Consider the following 16,775-nt stretch of genomic DNA (forward strand, 5'->3'; position numbering starts at 1 on the left):
GCGACGCGTGGTCGGGCGCCGCTCGGCGCTGGTAACATGCTCGGACTCATTTTCGGGAGGCATTTGATGCAATTCTCCGTCACCACCTCGACCCTCGACAAACCCCGCGTCGGCATCCGCGCCGCCGGGATCGCCCACAAGCGCAAGCCGGCCGCGGGCGCCAGCGCCCTGGATGCCGCTCGCGACGGCGAGATCGCGGCCCTGCTGAAGGCCGGCGAGATGGATGGCGAGGCCGGCAGCCGGTTGTTGCTGCCCGGCGGTGGCAGCCCAGGCAATCAAGGGAAGGGTAGCGCACTCCTGATCGGCCTGGGGGCGAAGAAGGACTTCGACGCCCGCGCCGCGCGCAAGGCGGCGCAGGCCCTGGCCGCCGCGCTGGTCGAGCGCCCGGCCACCAGCGCCGCGATCGCGGTCGCGGACTTCCAGCCGCGCGGCAAGGACATCGCCTGGGTGGTGCACACCCTGGTCGCGGCGATCTCGGATGCCGCCTACCGTTTCACCCCGTTCAAGGGCAAGGAGAAGACCACCCCGGTGAAGCTGGACAAGATCCAGCTGTGCGTGGAGCGCAAGGACGCCGAGGCCGCGAAGCAGGCCTGCACCGAGGCCGCGGCGATCGCCACCGGCGTGAACCGCGCGAAGGACCTGGGCAACACCCCGCCGAATGTCTGCTACCCGGAGAGCCTGGCCGACACCGCCCGCGAGATGGCGAAGCAGTACAAGCAGCTGAAGGCCACGGTGCTGGACGAGAAGGACCTGGAGAAGCTTGGCGCCGGGGCCATCCTGGCGGTAGGCAAGGGTTCCGAGCGCCCGCCGCGCCTGATCGCGATGGAGTACTCCGGCGGCAAGAAGGGCGACGCCCCGGTGGTGCTGGTCGGCAAGGGCATCACCTTCGACACCGGCGGCATCTCGCTGAAGCCCGGTGCCGAGATGGACGAGATGAAGTACGACATGTGCGGCGCCGCCAGCGTGTTCGGGGTGATCGAGGCCTGCTGCGAGCTGGGGCTGCCGGTCAACGTGGTCGGCGTGGTCACCAGTGCCGAGAACATGCCCGACGGCCGCGCGACGCGCCCGGGCGACATCGTCACCACCCTGTCCGGACAGACCGTCGAGATCCTGAATACCGACGCCGAGGGCCGCCTGGTGCTGGCCGATGCCCTGACCTGGGTGGAGCGCTACAAGCCGAAGGCGGTGATCGACATCGCCACGCTGACCGGGGCCTGCATCATCGCCCTGGGCCATCAGGGCGCGGCGATCCTGGGCAACAACGAGCGCCTGGCGAAGAGCCTGCTGGCCGCCGGCGAGGAGACCGGTGATCGCGGCTGGCAGCTCCCGCTGTGGCCGGAGTACCAGGAACAGCTGAAGAGCAATTTCGCCGACATGGCCAACATCGGCGGGCGCCCGGCCGGCACCATCACCGCCGCCTGCTTCCTGTCGCGCTATACCGAGGACTACACCTGGGCGCATGTCGATATCGCCGGCGTGGCCTGGAAGAGCGGCAAGGAGAAGGGCGCGACCGGCCGCCCAGTCCCGATGCTGATGCGCTACCTGCTCGACCAGGCCTGATCCGGGTCGGGCGCGGATGACCCACGTCAGCTTCTACCTGCTGCAGGACCCGGCCCCGGAGGCGCGCCTGCGCTTCACCTGCCGCCTGGCGAAAAAGGCCAGCGGCCAGGGCCATCGCGTGCACATCCACACCGGCTCGCCGGAGCTGACGCGCACGCTGGACGAGTGGCTGTGGACCTTCGAGGACACCGCGTTCCTGCCGCACAGCACCGATGTGCGCGATGCGGACGTCCCGGTCTCCCTGCACGAAGCCCATGCCCCGTCGGATCGCTGCGACGTGCTGATCAACCTGGCGCCGGAGGTGCCGGAGTACTGCGGGCGCTTCGAGCGCGTCGCGGATATCGTCGGCGGCGAGGAGTCGGCGCGCGAGGCGGGCCGCGCCCGCTACCGCTACTTCAAGGAACGCGGCTACCCGCTGAAGCACCACAACATCTGACGCGCACCGCGCCAGGGAAACACGGACTCTTCAAGCCTTGTGCCAGATCAGCACCTGATTGTTGACCGGCATCTCCACCACCTCGGCCCGGCCGAGACCGTGCTGCGCGGCCAGCGCGTCCAGGTCGGCCCGGTCACGCACGCCCATGCCGGCATCCTGCTGACGCAGCATCGCATCGAAACGCGCGTTGGAGGCCGCCATATGTGCGCCGTCGTGGGCGAACGGGCCGTAGAGCGCGAACACCCCGGCCGGTGCCAGCACCCGCCCCACGCCGGCAAAAAAGGCCTCGACCGCCGGCCAGTGCATGATGTGCACGGTATTCGCGCTGTAGACGTAGTCGAACGGCCCCTCGGGCCAGGGGTCGGCCAGCACGTCCAGCGCCACCGGCGCCCGCAGGTTCGGCAGCGCCGCGTCCGCCCGCCAGGCCTCCACCCCCGGAAGATTCTCCGCGACATCGCTTGGGAGCCAGTCGAGGTGTGGCAGGGCGCCGGCGAAATGCGCCGCGTGCTGCCCCGTTCCCGCCCCAACCTCCAGTACGCGTCCCGGGGCGGCAAAGCGGTCGCGCAATACGGACAGGATGGGGTCGCGGTTCTCCTCCGCGGCCGGGGCGTACGGCTTGTGTCGGGGCATCATCTCTCCTGCATCGGATTTCGGGTCATTCTGGACGCGCCCGGGGCGGACTGCCATGATCGAGGGACATCCCGAACACAGGCCCGCCCCATGTCGCATCCCCGCTGGTTTGCCTGGCCCCGAGTCCTGATCGTCTCCCTGGTGTTCACCCTCACGCTCGCCGCCAGTGACACCCTCGCCCGCGAAGTCGATCCGGAGGCGCTGGAACGCGTGCTGCCGGTGGAGCTGGCCACCGTCGGCATGGACGCTCAGACCGGCGCCCCGATCGCCCTGCTGCGCGACCCCGACTCCGGCGAGGTGGTACCGATCGTGATCGGCCCCGACCAGGCGCAGGCCATCCTGCTGGCGATGCACGAGGTCCAGCTGTCGCGTCCGCAGACGCACGACCTGATGATCAACCTGCTGGACGAACTGAATGCGACCCTGGAGCGCGTGATCGTCGACGGCCTGGTCGACGGCACCTACCTCGGCTGGCTGGAACTGCGCGTGGAGGGCGAGGAAGAACCGCGCTACATCGACACCCGCCCCAGTGACGGCCTGGCCCTGGCCGTGCGCACCGGTGCCACGATTGCGGTCTCGCCCGACGTCCTCGAGGCCGACGTGCCGTTCGAATACAGCCCGCCCGGCGACGACGAGGTGGTGACCGCACTCGGCATCACCGTGATCGCGGTGCGCGACGACCTGCGCGAGGCACTGGAACTGCCGGATGAACCCGGCGTGCTGGTCAGCCGCGCCCAGGGCGCTGCCGCAGCCGCCGGCCTGGCGCAGGGCGCGCTGATCCTGGAGGTAAACGGGCAAACTCCCGAGACCCCGATCGAATTCCTGGATGCGGTCTCCGAGACTCCGGATGGCGAAGAGGCGGAGATCCGCTTCTGGCTGGACGGCGAGGAACGCACCATCACTCTGCCCACCGACGTCCCGCAGATCGAAGAGTCGGACGACGCGCTGGCCGTGTAGCGGAACTGGCCAGGAAAGAAGTCAGTCGGCAGTCGGCAGCCGCGGGCGCAGCCAGTCCAGCGTCGCGGCCGTGGCCGCGTCCGGCTGCCCGCCCTCGCCGCGCAGGGCCTGGAGGGCCTCGCCCGCCAACTGCTTGCCAAGCTCCACGCCCCACTGGTCGAAGGCATTGATACCCCAGAGCGTCGCGAGCACATAGATCTTGTGCTCGTACAGTGCGATCAGCGCCCCGAGCGTTGCCGGATCGAGTTGCTCGAGCAGGATCACGGTGCTGGGCCGGTTGCCCGGGAAAGTCCGGTGCGAGGCCAGGGCATCGATCTGCTTGGGGGCGGTCCCGGCCGCGGCCATCTCCGCGCGCACCGTGTCCTCGTCCTTGCCGAGCGCCAGGGCCTGCGCCTGCGCTACCAGGTTCGCCAGCAGCAGCGGGTGCTGGGCCGGCAGGTCGTGTTCCGGCCGGGCCACGCCGATAAATTCCGCCGGGATCACCCGCGTACCCTGATGGAGCAGCTGAAAGAACGCGTGCTGGCCATCGGTGCCGACCGCCCCCCAGACGATGCTGCCGGTATCCTCCTCCACCGGGCGGCCATCCAGACGCACCCGCTTGCCGAGACTCTCCATCTCTGCCTGCTGCAGATAGGCGGGCAGCAGGGCCAGGCGCTCGTCATAGGGCAGGACCGCGCGGGCGCAGGCCCCCAGCAGGTTCTGGTTCCAGTAGTCGACCAGGGCCATGCGTACGGCGGCGTTGTCGGCGAGGGGCGTGGCGCGCACGTGCTCGTCCATCATGTGCGCCCCGCCGAGGAAGGCGCGGAAGCCATCCATGCCCAGAAGCAGCGCCACCGGCAGACCGATCACCGACCACACCGAATAGCGCCCGCCCACCCAGTCCCAGAAGCCGAACATGTTGGCCGGGTCGATCCCGAACGCCACCACCCGCTCGCGCGCGGTGGACACCGCGACGAAGTGGCGCGCGACCGCCTCCTCGGGAAAGTGGCCAAGCAGCCAGTCACGCGCGGCGCGGGCGTTGGTCAGGGTCTCCTGCGTGCCGAAGGTCTTGGAGGCGACGATGAACAGAGTCGTCTCGGGGTCGGCCTCGCGCAGCTCGGCGGACAGCGCGGCGCCATCCACATTGGAGACAAAGCGCACGGTTAGCGGATCGCCCTCGGCGGTCGGCCGCGCGTGTGCGGCCAGTGCACGACAAACCATGCGCGGGCCCAGGTCGGAGCCGCCAATGCCGATATTGACCACGCGCCGGATCGGACGCCCGGTATGGCCCATATGCTCACCCGTGTGGACCCGCCGCACGAAGGCCTCCATGCGCTCGAGTTCCGCATGCACCACACGCGCCAGGTCCTCGCCTTCGACCTCGCAGCACGCCCCGGGCGGCAGGCGCAGCGCTGAATGCAGAGCCGCCCGCCCCTCGGTGATGTTCACGCGCTCGCCCGAGAACAGGCGCTCCAAGGCCCCGGACACACCGCAGCGGTTCGCGTGCGCCGCCAGGGCCTGCCACGCCGGACCGTCCAGCCGCTGGCGCGTCCAGTCCAGGCGCAGCCCCGCGATCTCCTGCACATCCCGCTGCACCCGGCCCGAGTCCTCTTCCAGCAGGTTTCGCAGGGGGCACTCGTTCAGCCGCTCTGCATGTGCAGCCAGATCATCACTCCGTGCCCCTTCGTTCCCTGAGATCATCCGTGTGCCCCTTGCGATGGTGACTCCAGATTGCCGCGCGCCGCCCAGCCGTTCAATGCCCCGGCGCCCCATATCGCTCCGGGCGCCTGCGTTACACTCTTGGAAACGCAACCGGGGCTCCCGGTTCCACCCGTGTTTCCCCAGGAAATTGTTATGCGCATCCTTTTCGCCAGCAGCGAGGCGTACGGCCTCACCAAGACCGGGGGCCTCGCCGACGTCAGCGCCAGTCTGCCCGTTGCCCTGCGCCGGCGGCGGCAGGACGTACGGCTGGTCGTACCCGGCTATCCGGAGGCCTGCAGCCAGCTGGCCCACGCGCAACCCTTGCCCGGCCCCCCGGATGCGCCCTGGCAGCTGATTGAAGGCCATCTGCCCGGTACCAAACTGCCGGTCTACCTGGTCGACTGGCCGGAGTATTTCCAGCGGGCCGGCAACCCCTACAGCGCCAGCAATGGCACGGACTGGCCGGACAACGCCCAGCGTTTCGCCGGATTCGCCCGGGCGATCACCGCCATCGCCCGCGACGAGGCCGGGCTCGACTGGGCACCGGAACTGGTGCACCTGAACGACTGGCAGACCGGCCTGGTGCCCGTGTTCCTGGACCCCGAGCGCAGTGGCGCCCCGCGCCCGCGCACGATCTTCACGATCCACAACCTCGCCTATCAGGGCCTGTTCCCGGCGCAGGCGATGGACGATCTTGGGCTGCCGTCCGATCTGTGGACCCCGGACGCCCTGGAGTTCCACGACCAGTTGTCGTTCATAAAGGCCGGACTGGTCTTCTCCGACGCCATCACCACCGTCTCGCCCACCTACGCCCGCGAGATCCAGGAGCCGGAATCAGGCATGGGCCTGGACGGCGTGCTGCGCGCCCGCGCCGCCGACCTCTACGGCATCCTGAACGGGGTCGACTACCGCGCCTGGGATCCGTCCCGTGATCGCCACATCGCTCAGCCTTACTCGGCGGAGGACCTGGCCGGCAAGGCCCATAGCAAGGCCGCGCTGCAAAAACGCATGGGGCTGGACGAGGACCCGGACGTACCGCTGCTTGGCCATGTCGGGCGCATGGTCGAGCAAAAGGGCGTGGACCTGATCCATGCGGCCTGCACCCCGTTGCTGGAGGCCGGACGTGTGCAGCTCGCCCTGGTCGGCTCCGGACAGAAGGACCTGGAACATGCGACCGGCGCCCTGGCCCGGACCTACACCGGCCGCGTCGGGGTGCATATCGGCTACGACGAGCCGCTGGCGCACCAGATCGAGGCCGGGTCCGACCTGTTCCTGATGCCCTCGCGCTTCGAGCCCTGCGGCCTGAACCAGATGTACAGCCTGCGCTACGGCACCCCGCCGGTGGTGCATGCCACGGGCGGGCTGGCGGACACCGTGGTGCACGCAAGCCCCGAAAACCTGGCCGACGGCACAGCCACTGGCTTCAGCTTCACGCCCGACACGGTCAGCGCCCTGACGCAGGCCCTGGAACGCGCCCTCGAGCTCTACCAGCAGCGCGCCGACGGGCGCTGGGAACAACTCCTGCGCACCGGCATGACCCAGGAATTCGACTGGACCGCGAGTGCCGAGCACTACCTCTCGCTTTATCGCCAACTGGTTCCCCGCAGGCGACAGGCTACGACCGGCTGATCTGCGCTATAATCATCCTCTTTTCGCGCTAGCAACGTTCCCCACAAGGCCGGCCCATGGGCCGGCCTTGTGCGTGCAGAAGGGCTTATGACTCAAACCGACCTAGACGACCGATTCCTGCCCAAGGACAAGGAACTGCGCGCCCGCGTGCGCCTGTTCGGCGAACTGCTGGGTAACGTAATCCGCAAGCTGGAAGGCCAGACCGTATTCGACGCAGTGGAAAAGCTCCGCCGCGGTTTCGTGAGCCTGCGCAAGGACGAAGATCCCCAGCTGCGCCAGCGTCTGATGGCGGACATCACCCACTTCGACGCGACCCTGACCGAACGCGTGATCCGCGCGTTCAGCATCTACTTCAGCCTGGTCAACATCGCCGAGGAAGACCTGTTCTACCGCTGGCGGCGCGCGCAGGTCTCCAGCGGCGAGCCGCTGTGGACCGGCTCGTTCGACCAGACGCTGCGCGAATTGCACAACGAGGGTGTGACCGCCGCCGAACTGGAACGCCTGCTCGCGGAACTGCACTACCAGCCGGTATTCACCGCGCACCCCACCGAGGCCCGTCGCCGGACCACGATGGAGAACCAGCGCCGCGTGTTCGAGACAGCCGACCGGCTCAACCAGCCCGAGCTGGGCGAGGAAGAACGCCGCCTGATCATCGAGGAGCTGGAGACCCAGATCCAGCTGCTGTGGCGCACCAACGAGGTGCGGGTGAAAAAGCCGCAGGTCCAGGACGAGATCAAGTACGGGTTGTTCTATTTCGAGGAGAGCCTGTTCGAGGCAATACCGCTGTCCTACCGCTTCCTGGAGAAGGCGATCCGGCGCATCTACGGGGTACACCCAGACGGCAGCCTGCCCGTGCGCATCCCGGCCTTTCTGCACTTCGGCTCCTGGATTGGCGGTGACCGTGACGGTAACCCGAACGTCACCCCGGAAGTCACCGAACTGGCCTGCCGCCTGGCGATGGAGCAGGTCCTGCGCGAGTACATCAAGCGGGTCAATCACCTGCGCAATGTCCTCACCCATTCAGCCTATATGTGCCAGCCGTCGCAGGAATTCCTCGACAGCCTGGACGCCGACAGCAACATCGCCAACGCCGTGTTCCACGGCGCCTCCGACCGTTTCGAGAGCGAACCGTACCGGCGCAAGCTGTACATCATGCGCTACCGCCTGCGCGAGACGCTGGAGACGGTCTGCCGGCGCATCCAGGGCGAGGCGGCCGTGCTGCCGACCAACAGCGCCTACGCCGACGCCAATGCCTTTCTGCAGGACCTGAACCTGATCCGCGACTCGCTGATCAGCCATGGCGACCGCAACATCGCCTCCGGCGCGCTGACCGACCTGATCCGTCTGGTCGAGACCTGCGGCTTCCACCTGCATCACCTGGACGTGCGCCAGGAGTCCACGGTCCACAGCGAGGCCATCGCCCAGCTGCTGCAGCAACTGGCACCGGAGGTCAACTACAACACGCTGGACGAGTCCGGCCGCCAGAAGGTCCTGAGCGACCTGATCGCGGCACCATCGCTGGCCGATCTGAATCGCGAGGCCCTCGACGAGGGCGCACTGGAGACCCTGCGCGTATTCGAGGTCATCCAGTCGATGCGCCGCGAGATCGGTCCGGATGGCATCGGCACCTACGTGATCTCGATGACCCACGCCGCCTCGCATGTGCTGGAGGTCCTGCTGCTGGGCCGCCTGACGGGGCTGGCCGGCGAGGACGAGAACGGCGAGCCGTTCTGCCACCTGCGCATCTCGCCGTTGTTCGAGACCATTGAGGACTTGCTGCATGTCGAGGACGTGCTGGAAGGCCTGCTGTCCAACCCGGTCTATGCCCGCCTGTTGTCCGCCTCCGGCAACGTCCAGGACGTAATGCTCGGCTACTCCGACTCCTGCAAGGATGGCGGCATCCTCGCCTCCAGCTGGAACCTCTACGAGGCGCAGAAGAAGATCGTCGGGATCACCGACCGCTTTGGCGTGCGCTGCCAGCTGTTCCACGGGCGCGGTGGTACCGTGGGCCGCGGCGGCGGCCCGACCCATGAATCTATCCTCGCCCAGCCCCCGGCCACCGTGCAGGGGCGGATCAAGTTCACCGAGCAGGGCGAGGTGCTGTCGTACAAGTATTCCAACGCAGAGACGGCGGTCTACGAACTGGGCATGGGGGCGACCGGTCTGATGCTCGCCTCGCGCAGCCTGATCCGCACGGCACGCCAGGACCGTGACGAATACCGCGACACGATGGGCGAGCTGGCCCGTGCTGGCGAGGATGCCTACCGCGACCTGATCGACCGCACGCCGGGGATTCTCGACTACTTCTACGAGATTACCCCGGTGCAGGAGATCGGTTTCCTGAATATCGGTTCGCGCCCCTCCCACCGGCGCAAGACGGATCGTTCCAAGAGCTCGATCCGGGCGATCCCCTGGGTGTTCGGCTGGGCACAGTCGCGCCATACCCTGCCCGCCTGGTACGGGATCGGATCGGCCCTGGAACAGTGGCGAGGCGAGGACCCGGCACGCCTGGAACAGCTGCAGCGGATGTACCAGGAGTGGCCATTCTTCCGTTCTCTGCTGTCGAACTGCCAGATGGCCCTGACCAAGGCGGACATGCGCACCGCGGCCGAGTACGCACGTCTTTGCAGCGACCCGGAGCTGGCCGAACGGCTGTACTCGCGCGTGCGCGAGGAGCACACACGCACGGTCAACGAGGTCCTGCGCGTGGCCCGGCTGGACCGACTGATGGACGAGACACCGCTGTTGGCGCGCTCGCTGCAGCGGCGCAACCCGTATCTGGACCCGCTCAACAGCATCCAGATCCACCTGCTGCGCGAGTCGCGCCAGTTCGACGCCGAAGCCGACGACGACGCGGACAACCCCTGGCTTTCGCCGCTGCTGCGCTCGATCAACGCGATCGCCGCAGGGATGCGCAACACCGGCTAGCCGTACGCCCCCCAGGCTTCCGGACCCGAGGGGGCGGTGGGCACCTCCTTGCGTTAGAATCGCGGCATGCGCCTGCTGCTGCTCATCGTTGCCATCGTCGCTGTCTTTCTGGCGGTCCGCACCCTGGTGCGCTCCACCAGCGCGCGCAAGGAGTCCGTCTCGCGTGACGCCCGCCCCGACCGCCTGAAGGAAGGCGGCGCGGTGATCCGTTGCGCCTATTGTGGCGTACACGTCCCGGAGGCCGAGGCCTACCGCGATGGCGATCGCCTCTACTGCTCCCCGCAACACGCCGAGATCGACCGCAACCGGCAGAATACCGGGCCCGGTTCCGACTCGGGCGCCGACTGATCCAGCGGGAGGTCGGCATCCATGGGGGGGCCCATCGCGCTTGATGCCGACACGCGCCGCTCGGCCTGGCTGTTCGCGCTCTACCGCGTCTTTGTTGCCAGCGTCCTGCTGATCCTGGGGCTGGTACCCGAGAGCCCCGTGGGGCTGCACGCCGCGGCCCCGGAGATGTATCCGGCACTCGCCGGCGGCTATCTGGTCTTTGCGCTGTTCGTCGCGGCGATGACCTGGCGCCCTGCCCGCGACCCCCGCACGACCAGCCTGGCGGCCCTGGCGCTGCTGGGCGGGATTGGCGACACCATCAGCCTGGTCGCGCTGGTCCTGGTCGCAGGCGGCGTGGGCACCGGCATCGGCCTGTTGCTGATCCCCGCGGTGGTGGCCGCCACCCTGCTCTCCGGCGGACGGCTGAGCCTGTCGCTGGCCGCCGTCGCTACCCTGGGTCTGCTCACGGCCGAGGCGGCGGCGATCTTCCTGCTGGACCAGGACGGCTCGGGCCTGAGCCAGGCCGGACTGCTCGGCGCCACGCTCTTCGCCGCCGGGCTACTCGCCCGGCATGTCGCGCGCCGCGCAGGGGCGACCCGCGCCCAGGTCGAGCGTCAGGAAGAAGACCTGGCCAACCTCGCCGAGCTCAACGCCCAGATCATCGCGCGCATGAGCGCCGGCGTCATCGCGGTCGACCCGGATGGCGAGATCCGTTCGATCAACGAGGCCGCGCGCCGGCTGCTCCCGCCCCGCCCCGGCCGCCAGCTGGCCGAGATCTCGCCGGCGCTGGCGCAGCGGGTCGAACAATGGCAAAGCACAGGGATGCGCACGGACACGCAGCAGCTGCCGGGGGATCGTGACCAGCCCGCCCTGCAGGTCCGCCTGACCCCTCTGGGCGATCGCGGGACGCTGCTGATCCTCGAGGATCTCGCGGAGATCCAGCGCCAGGCACAGGCCAGCAAGCTGCAGGCGCTCGGCCGCCTGACCGCGAGTATCGCCCACGAGATCCGCAACCCGCTGGGCGCGATCAGCCACAGTGCCCAGCTGCTCGCCGAGTCTCCACAGCTGACCCGACCCGACCAGCGCCTGCTGACCATCATCAACAAGCAGAGCAAGCGCGTGAACGAGCTAATCTCCAACGTGCTGAGCCTGTCGCGACGCGATACCGGACAACGCGAGCGACTGAACCTGCAGGAATTTCTCGACCGTTTCGTCGACGAGTTCTGTGGCGCCCTGCAGATCCCGCGCGTCGCGCTGCACGCCAGGATCGAACCGTATGACTCCGAAGTGCTGTTCGACCCCTCGCAGCTGAATCAGGTCCTCTGGAACCTTTGCACCAACGCCCGCATACACGGGGGCCACGACCAGCCGGGCTCACCGCCGATTGTGCTGCGTGGCGGCGCCGGCCAGGTGGCACGCGTTGTCAGTCTCGATGTCCTCGACGCAGGACCCGGCATTGCGCCGGACCAGCGCTCCGACCTGTTCGAACCGTTCGTCTCGAGCAGCGGCGGGGGCTCCGGGCTGGGCCTGTACATCTCGCGCATGTTGTGCGAGAACAACGGAGCAACCCTGGAGTACGTCAGCACACCCACCGGCGGATGCTTCCGCATCCTGTTCGCCCCGACCGAAACAGTCGCGGGCAAAAGCAGCACGGAAGCATCGTCAACGGAGACCGCGAGGGAACGCGCATGAGCATTCGCCACGTCCTGGTCGTGGACGACGAACCGGACATCTGCGAACTCCTCGAGATCACCCTCTCCCGCATGGGGATCGAGGCCACCACAACCGAACGCCTGAACGGGGCGCGCGAACTGCTCGCCCAGCAGGATTTCGACCTCTGCCTGACCGACATGCGCCTGCCGGATGGCGACGGGCTGGATCTGGTGCGCCACATCCAGGGCCAGCGCCCGGACCTGCCTGTGGCCGTGATCACCGCCCACGGGAGCGTGGACACCGCCGTCCAGGCCCTGAAGCTGGGCGCATTCGACTTTGTCAGCAAGCCGGTGGACCTGCAGCAGCTGCGCGAGCTTATCGACACCGCACTGCGAATGGAACCCGCTCCAGACCTGCCCGGGACACTGAATGCCGGCACGGTCCTGGACGCCGATACCACCCGCACCGACAGCCCCTTGCTCGGACAGGCACCACCGATGCAGACCCTGCGCGCGACGATCCAGAAACTGGCGCGCAGCCAGGCGCCGGTGTTCATCCGTGGCGAGTCCGGCTCCGGCAAGGAGCTGGTGGCACGCGAGATCCATCGCCTGGGGCCGCGCAGCGATCGCCCGTTCGTCCCGGTCAATTGCGGGGCGATCCCCGGCGAGTTGATGGAGAGCGAGTTCTTCGGCCACCGCAAGGGGGCCTTCACCGGGGCCACGCAGGATCACACCGGGCTGTTCCAGGCCGCCAGCGGCGGGACGCTGTTTCTCGACGAGGTCGCCGACCTGCCACTGCCCATGCAGGTCAAGCTGCTGCGTGCAATCCAGGAGCGCGCGATCAAGCCCGTGGGGGGCACGCGCGAGATCCCGGTGGACGTGCGCCTGCTGTCGGCCACGCACCACGACCTGGAGCGCGCGGTGGCCGAGGGGCGCTTCCGTCAGGATCTCTACTACCGCCTGAACGTGATCGAACTGAAGGTCCCCGCCCTGCGGGAACGACGCGAGGACATCCCTCTGCTCGCCCAGTGCGTGCTGGCCCGGATCAGCGAGCAGTGGGGTACCGAGCCACTGGAACTGGCGCCGGACGCGCTCGAGGCCCTGGCCCGGCATCCCTTCCCGGGGAACGTGCGCGAACTGGAGAACATCCTCGAACGCGCGGCCACCCTCAGCGAGGGCCCCACGATTCAAGCCGACAGCATTGACCTACCCCGTTCCGCACATGGCGAACCCTTGCCATCGGCCGAGGCCCCGGGCTTTGTCCCCCCCCCGCCCCGGCGCGAGATACCGACGGCAACGGCGGACGACGTCGCCCTGGACCAGCGCCTGGCCGAGCAGGAACGCCAGGCCATCGCCACGGCGCTGCAGCAGACCGGCGGCAACCGCACGGCGGCGGCGCGCCTGCTCGGGCTCAGCTTTCGCCAGCTGCGCTACCGGCTCAAGAAGCTCGGGATCGAGTAAAAGGGACAGATCAGGCGCGGCGCGGCGGCGGGTCTGGGATCGCCGCCAGCCACTGCTCCAGTTCGAACAGCGGAAGCCCCACCACGTTGGTGTAGGACCCGGCAATCCACTCGACAAAGGCGGCACCGCGCCCCTGGATCGCGTAGGCCCCGGCCTTGCCGCGCGGCTCGCCCGTCGCCCAGTAACGCTCGATGTCGGATGGCGTCAGCGGCCGCATGCGCACGCGGGTCGTCACGGTGCATGCCCGCATGGATTCACCGGGCCGGCAAAGGGCCATGCCGGAGACCACCCGGTGCTCACCGCCGGAGAGGCGTTGCAGCATGGACTCGGCATCGGCGAAATCCACGGGCTTTCCCAGGGCCTCGTCGCCCAGCGCGACCACGGTATCCGCGGCCAGCACCCACTGCCCCGGGATGCCGCGCTCGAGGGCCACCTCCGCCTTGGCGATGGCGAGGCGCTCGACCAGCGCCTCCGGGGACTCGCCCGGTAGCGGGGTCTCGTCCACGTCCATCGGGGCCACCTCGAAGACGAGCTGGACCTGCTCCAGCAGTTCGCGCCGGCGCGGGGAGGCGGAAGCCAGCAGCAGCGGATGCGCCACGGGCATCACGCGCGGTGGTAGGGGTGGTTGTTCAGCAGCGACCAGGCGCGGTAGAGCTGCTCGGCGACCAGCACCCGCACCAGCATGTGCGGGAAGGTCAGCGGCGACAGCGACCAGGCCCATTCCGCACGGGCGCGCACGGCCTCATCCAGCCCCGCGGCCCCGCCGATCACCAGCGCGACATCGCGTCCGTCCTGCTGCCAGTCGGCCAGGCGCCGCGCGACGCCCTTGGTGTCCACGCCCTTGCCGCGCTCGTCCAGCAGGATCACGCGGGCGCCCTCGGGGATGGCCTTCAGCAGGATCTCGCCCTCGCGCCGCAGCAGCGTGGCCGTATCCATGGACTTGGCCCCGGAGGGGCCGGCCAGGGCCTGCAGGTTCAGGTTCAGCTCACGCGGCAGGCGACCGGCGTACTCGTCGAACCCGGCCGCCACCCAGTCGGGCATGCACTTGCCGATCGCGATCAGGTCCAGGCGCATGGCGGCGCGCGGCGGTCAGCCGCGCAGGCGGCGGACGCGCTCCAGGCTGGGGTCTTCCGGGGCGGCCTTTTCGGTATCCGCGGCCTCCTCGGCCAGCCAGAGCTTTTCCAGATTGTAGAAGTCGCGGGTCTCCGGGAGCATCACGTGGACGATCACGTCGTTCAGGTCCACCAGCACCCACTCCTGGCTCTCCTGGCCCTCGACCCCCAGCGGCTGGATACCGGCCTTCTTCGCCTCGAGCGCGACCGATTCGGCGGCCGACTGCACATGCCGCCCGGAGGTCCCGGAGGCGATCACCATGAAGTCGGCCAGTGTGGTCTTGCCGCGCACATCGATGGTGCGGATGTTCTGCGCCTTGATGTCTTCCAGCGCGGTAGTCACGAGTTCAAGCAGTTGTTCGCTGTTCATTTGTCGATCAGGTTCCGTGATGTCGTTGGGCCCCGGCCCGGTACAGGCCGTGGTCCTGAATGTAGCGGTTGACGGCCCCGGGGAGCAGAAAGCGCGGGCTGCGCCCGGCAAGCAGTTCGTCGCGGATGGCCGTGGCGGAGATATCGAGCTGGGTCACCGGCTGGAAGTACACCCGGCCCGCCGGGCTGGAGCGCAAAGCGGCCGGATCATGGGTGGCCGCGTTGCCCAGCCACCCGCCCAGTTCCTGCGAGGCGGGACTGCCCGGGCGGTGCGAAACCACGATATGGGCCAGCTCGAACAGCTGTTCCCAGCGGTTCCACGACGGCAGGCCGGCGAAGGCGTCCATGCCCATGATCAGCACCAGCGGGGCATCCGGCCCCAGCTCCTCGCGGAAGCTGAGCAGGGTATCGACCGTGTAGGAGGGCCCTTCGCGGTCCAGTTCGCGGCGGTCGGCCACGAAGCCCGGCACGTCCGCGATGGCACTCTCCACCATAGCCAGCCGATCGTCGCTGCCGGTGCCCGGGCTCGCGCGGTGTGGCGGGACATGACAGGGGATGAAATGTACCCGCTCCAGCCCCAGGTGCTGCTGGATCTCCAGGGCCGGCCGCAGGTGGCCGAAGTGGATCGGGTCGAAGGTGCCGCCGAGAATCCCGATCACGCGGGAATCGCCCCAGGGAGACGCTGATCCAATCGCGCGCAGAAGATCACTCCCAAACCCGGCAGGCTCCTAGCTACGCACATGACCGTCGCCGAACACCACGTACTTGAGGGTGGTCAGGCCGTGCAGGCCCACCGGACCGCGCGCGTGCAGCTTGTCGGTGGAGATACCGATCTCCGCACCCAGGCCGTACTCGAAGCCATCGGCGAAGCGGGTGGAGGCGTTCACCATCACCGAGCTGGAGTCCACCGCGCGCAGGAAACGCCGGGCCCGGGTGTAGTCCTCGGTCACGATGCTGTCGGTGTGGTGCGAACCGTACGTATTGATGTGGTCGATCGCTGCGTCCAGGTCGTCGACCACACGGATCGCGAGGATCGGCCCCAGGTATTCGGCCACCCAATCGTCCTCGGTGGCCTCGGCGATATCCGCCCCGCTGTCAGCGAGGATGGCGCGGGTGCGCGCACAGCCACGCAGGCTCACCTGGCGCTCGCCCAGCGCTGTGGCCAGGCGCGGCAGGAAAGCCTCGGCCTGGTCAGCGTGCACCAGCAGCGTCTCCATGGTGTTGCAGGTGCCGTAGCGCTGGGTCTTGGCGTTCACCGCCACGGCCAGCGCCTTGTCGAGATCGGCCCCGCCATCCACGTACACGTGGCAGACGCCGTCCAGGTGCTTGATCACCGGGATCTGCGACTCGTTGCTGACACGCTCGATCAGGCCCTTGCCGCCGCGCGGGACGATCACGTCCACGTACTGCGGCATGCGCAGTAGCGCGCCCACCGCCGCGCGGTCGGTGGTCGGCACCACCTGCACCGCCTCGCGCGGCAGCCCGGCCTGCTCCAGCCCGGCCTGGATGATCGCGGCCAGGGCCTGATTCGAGTGCAGGGCCTCGGAGCCGCCGCGCAGGATCGCGGCGTTGCCGGACTTCAGGCACAGGGCGGCGGCGTCGATGGTCACGTTCGGGCGCGATTCGTAGATGATGCCGATCACGCCCAGTGGCACGCGCATCTGGCCCACCTGGATGCCGCTCGGCTGATAGGCCATGTCGGTGATGGTGCCCACCGGATCGGGCAGCCCGGCCACCTGGCGACAGCCCTCGATCATGGTGTCGATGCGCGCGTCGGTCAGCGCCAGGCGGTCCAGCATCGCGGCGTCCAGGCCGCGCGCGCGCCCGGCCTCCAGATCGCGGCTGTTGGCCTCCACCAGCTCGGCACGCCGCGCGGCGATACCCTCGGCGATCGCGTGAAGCGCCGCGTTCTTCGCGCCCGGCTCGGCCTCGGCCATGCGCCGCGAGGCCACGCGGGCAGCACGCCCCAGGGCTTCGACCTGGGCGATCACGTCGGCGGCAGCGGGTTCGGTCGGGTGTACGGCAGCGTTCATG

General features: G+C 68.8%; 15 protein-coding genes. 8 read left to right on the plus strand and 7 right to left on the minus strand.

Going from position 1 to position 16,775, the window contains the following annotated elements; genetic code table 11:
* Positions 1-66 precede the first annotated feature (66 nt).
* On the plus strand, positions 67-1,560 hold the full coding sequence (locus tag F467_RS0112455; RefSeq protein WP_018138163.1) for a leucyl aminopeptidase: 1,494 nt from the start codon (positions 67-69) through the stop codon (positions 1,558-1,560).
* Positions 1,561-1,576: 16 nt separating this feature from the next.
* The gene (locus F467_RS0112460) at positions 1,577-1,996 is read left to right on the plus strand and encodes a DNA polymerase III subunit chi (RefSeq protein WP_018138164.1); all 420 of its coding nucleotides are present in this window, start codon (positions 1,577-1,579) and stop codon (positions 1,994-1,996) included.
* Positions 1,997-2,026: 30 nt separating this feature from the next.
* Here F467_RS0112460 and F467_RS0112465 read toward each other — a convergent pair whose 3' ends face one another.
* Positions 2,027-2,626 carry a DUF938 domain-containing protein gene (locus F467_RS0112465; protein ID WP_018138165.1) on the minus strand — a complete coding sequence of 200 codons (600 nt, stop codon included), beginning with the start codon at positions 2,624-2,626 and terminating at the stop codon, positions 2,027-2,029.
* A gap of 90 nt (positions 2,627-2,716) precedes the next feature.
* Between F467_RS0112465 and F467_RS0112470 the strand changes: the two genes are divergently transcribed.
* A complete protein-coding gene (locus tag F467_RS0112470; protein WP_018138166.1) occupies positions 2,717-3,583 on the plus strand; it encodes a bifunctional nuclease domain-containing protein in 867 nt (288 codons plus the stop codon).
* Between the two features lie 21 nt (positions 3,584-3,604).
* Here F467_RS0112470 and pgi read toward each other — a convergent pair whose 3' ends face one another.
* On the minus strand, positions 3,605-5,263 hold the full coding sequence (gene pgi / locus F467_RS0112475) for a glucose-6-phosphate isomerase (RefSeq protein ID WP_018138167.1): 1,659 nt from the start codon (positions 5,261-5,263) through the stop codon (positions 3,605-3,607).
* A gap of 153 nt (positions 5,264-5,416) precedes the next feature.
* On the opposite strand from pgi, the gene glgA reads away from it, so the two are divergent.
* The 5 genes from glgA to F467_RS0112500 all read left to right on the plus strand — a co-directional run bounded on the left by glgA (position 5,417) and on the right by F467_RS0112500 (position 13,260).
* The gene (glgA, locus tag F467_RS0112480; RefSeq protein WP_018138168.1) at positions 5,417-6,892 is read left to right on the plus strand and encodes a glycogen synthase GlgA; all 1,476 of its coding nucleotides are present in this window, start codon (positions 5,417-5,419) and stop codon (positions 6,890-6,892) included.
* 87 nt (positions 6,893-6,979) lie between these two features.
* Complete coding sequence (ppc, locus tag F467_RS0112485; RefSeq protein WP_018138169.1) at positions 6,980-9,820, plus strand: phosphoenolpyruvate carboxylase; 2,841 nt, start codon at positions 6,980-6,982, stop codon at positions 9,818-9,820.
* Between the two features lie 66 nt (positions 9,821-9,886).
* Positions 9,887-10,168 carry a PP0621 family protein gene (locus F467_RS0112490; RefSeq protein WP_018138170.1) on the plus strand — a complete coding sequence of 94 codons (282 nt, stop codon included), beginning with the start codon at positions 9,887-9,889 and terminating at the stop codon, positions 10,166-10,168.
* A gap of 21 nt (positions 10,169-10,189) precedes the next feature.
* The gene (locus tag F467_RS0112495; protein ID WP_018138171.1) at positions 10,190-11,839 is read left to right on the plus strand and encodes a PAS domain-containing sensor histidine kinase; all 1,650 of its coding nucleotides are present in this window, start codon (positions 10,190-10,192) and stop codon (positions 11,837-11,839) included.
* The gene (locus tag F467_RS0112500) at positions 11,836-13,260 is read left to right on the plus strand and encodes a sigma-54 dependent transcriptional regulator (protein ID WP_018138172.1); all 1,425 of its coding nucleotides are present in this window, start codon (positions 11,836-11,838) and stop codon (positions 13,258-13,260) included. Before F467_RS0112495 ends, F467_RS0112500 begins: the two co-directional genes overlap by 4 nt.
* Positions 13,261-13,270: 10 nt before the next feature.
* Here F467_RS0112500 and F467_RS0112505 read toward each other — a convergent pair whose 3' ends face one another.
* The 5 genes from F467_RS0112505 to F467_RS0112525 all read right to left on the minus strand — a co-directional run bounded on the left by F467_RS0112505 (position 13,271) and on the right by F467_RS0112525 (position 16,774).
* Positions 13,271-13,864, minus strand: a complete 594-nt coding sequence (locus F467_RS0112505; protein WP_018138173.1) for a nucleoside triphosphate pyrophosphatase — start codon at positions 13,862-13,864, stop codon at positions 13,271-13,273.
* Positions 13,864-14,334 carry a 23S rRNA (pseudouridine(1915)-N(3))-methyltransferase RlmH gene (gene rlmH, locus F467_RS0112510; protein WP_018138174.1) on the minus strand — a complete coding sequence of 157 codons (471 nt, stop codon included), beginning with the start codon at positions 14,332-14,334 and terminating at the stop codon, positions 13,864-13,866. The genes F467_RS0112505 and rlmH overlap by 1 nt, the downstream gene beginning before the upstream one ends.
* 15 nt (positions 14,335-14,349) lie before the next feature.
* Positions 14,350-14,742 carry a ribosome silencing factor gene (rsfS, locus tag F467_RS0112515; RefSeq protein ID WP_018138175.1) on the minus strand — a complete coding sequence of 131 codons (393 nt, stop codon included), beginning with the start codon at positions 14,740-14,742 and terminating at the stop codon, positions 14,350-14,352.
* Between the two features lie 7 nt (positions 14,743-14,749).
* Positions 14,750-15,400, minus strand: a complete 651-nt coding sequence (nadD, locus tag F467_RS0112520; RefSeq protein WP_018138176.1) for a nicotinate-nucleotide adenylyltransferase — start codon at positions 15,398-15,400, stop codon at positions 14,750-14,752.
* Between the two features lie 69 nt (positions 15,401-15,469).
* Positions 15,470-16,774 (minus strand): glutamate-5-semialdehyde dehydrogenase, encoded by a 1,305-nt coding sequence (locus tag F467_RS0112525; RefSeq protein WP_018138177.1) that lies wholly within the window; start codon positions 16,772-16,774, stop codon positions 15,470-15,472.
* Position 16,775 lies beyond the last annotated feature (1 nt).

This window comes from Thioalkalivibrio sp. ALJ12 (assembly GCF_000378305.1).
Lineage (GTDB): Bacteria > Pseudomonadota > Gammaproteobacteria > Ectothiorhodospirales > Ectothiorhodospiraceae > Thioalkalivibrio.

Excerpts from the sequence above, each read along its gene's own strand:
- F467_RS0112455 (WP_018138163.1), top strand. The coding sequence starts at position 67 with ATGCAATTCTCCGTCACCACCTCGACCCTCGACAAACCCCGCGTCGGC.
- F467_RS0112460 (WP_018138164.1), top strand. The coding sequence starts at position 1,577 with ATGACCCACGTCAGCTTCTACCTGCTGCAGGACCCGGCCCCGGAGGCG.
- F467_RS0112465 (WP_018138165.1), bottom strand. The coding sequence starts at position 2,626 with ATGCCCCGACACAAGCCGTACGCCCCGGCCGCGGAGGAGAACCGCGAC.
- F467_RS0112470 (WP_018138166.1), top strand. The coding sequence starts at position 2,717 with ATGTCGCATCCCCGCTGGTTTGCCTGGCCCCGAGTCCTGATCGTCTCC.
- pgi (WP_018138167.1), bottom strand. The coding sequence starts at position 5,263 with ATGATCTCAGGGAACGAAGGGGCACGGAGTGATGATCTGGCTGCACAT.
- glgA (WP_018138168.1), top strand. The coding sequence starts at position 5,417 with ATGCGCATCCTTTTCGCCAGCAGCGAGGCGTACGGCCTCACCAAGACC.
- ppc (WP_018138169.1), top strand. The coding sequence starts at position 6,980 with ATGACTCAAACCGACCTAGACGACCGATTCCTGCCCAAGGACAAGGAA.
- F467_RS0112490 (WP_018138170.1), top strand. The coding sequence starts at position 9,887 with ATGCGCCTGCTGCTGCTCATCGTTGCCATCGTCGCTGTCTTTCTGGCG.
- F467_RS0112495 (WP_018138171.1), top strand. The coding sequence starts at position 10,190 with ATGGGGGGGCCCATCGCGCTTGATGCCGACACGCGCCGCTCGGCCTGG.
- F467_RS0112500 (WP_018138172.1), top strand. The coding sequence starts at position 11,836 with ATGAGCATTCGCCACGTCCTGGTCGTGGACGACGAACCGGACATCTGC.
- F467_RS0112505 (WP_018138173.1), bottom strand. The coding sequence starts at position 13,864 with ATGCCCGTGGCGCATCCGCTGCTGCTGGCTTCCGCCTCCCCGCGCCGG.
- rlmH (WP_018138174.1), bottom strand. The coding sequence starts at position 14,334 with ATGCGCCTGGACCTGATCGCGATCGGCAAGTGCATGCCCGACTGGGTG.
- rsfS (WP_018138175.1), bottom strand. The coding sequence starts at position 14,742 with ATGAACAGCGAACAACTGCTTGAACTCGTGACTACCGCGCTGGAAGAC.
- F467_RS0112525 (WP_018138177.1), bottom strand. The coding sequence starts at position 16,774 with ATGAACGCTGCCGTACACCCGACCGAACCCGCTGCCGCCGACGTGATC.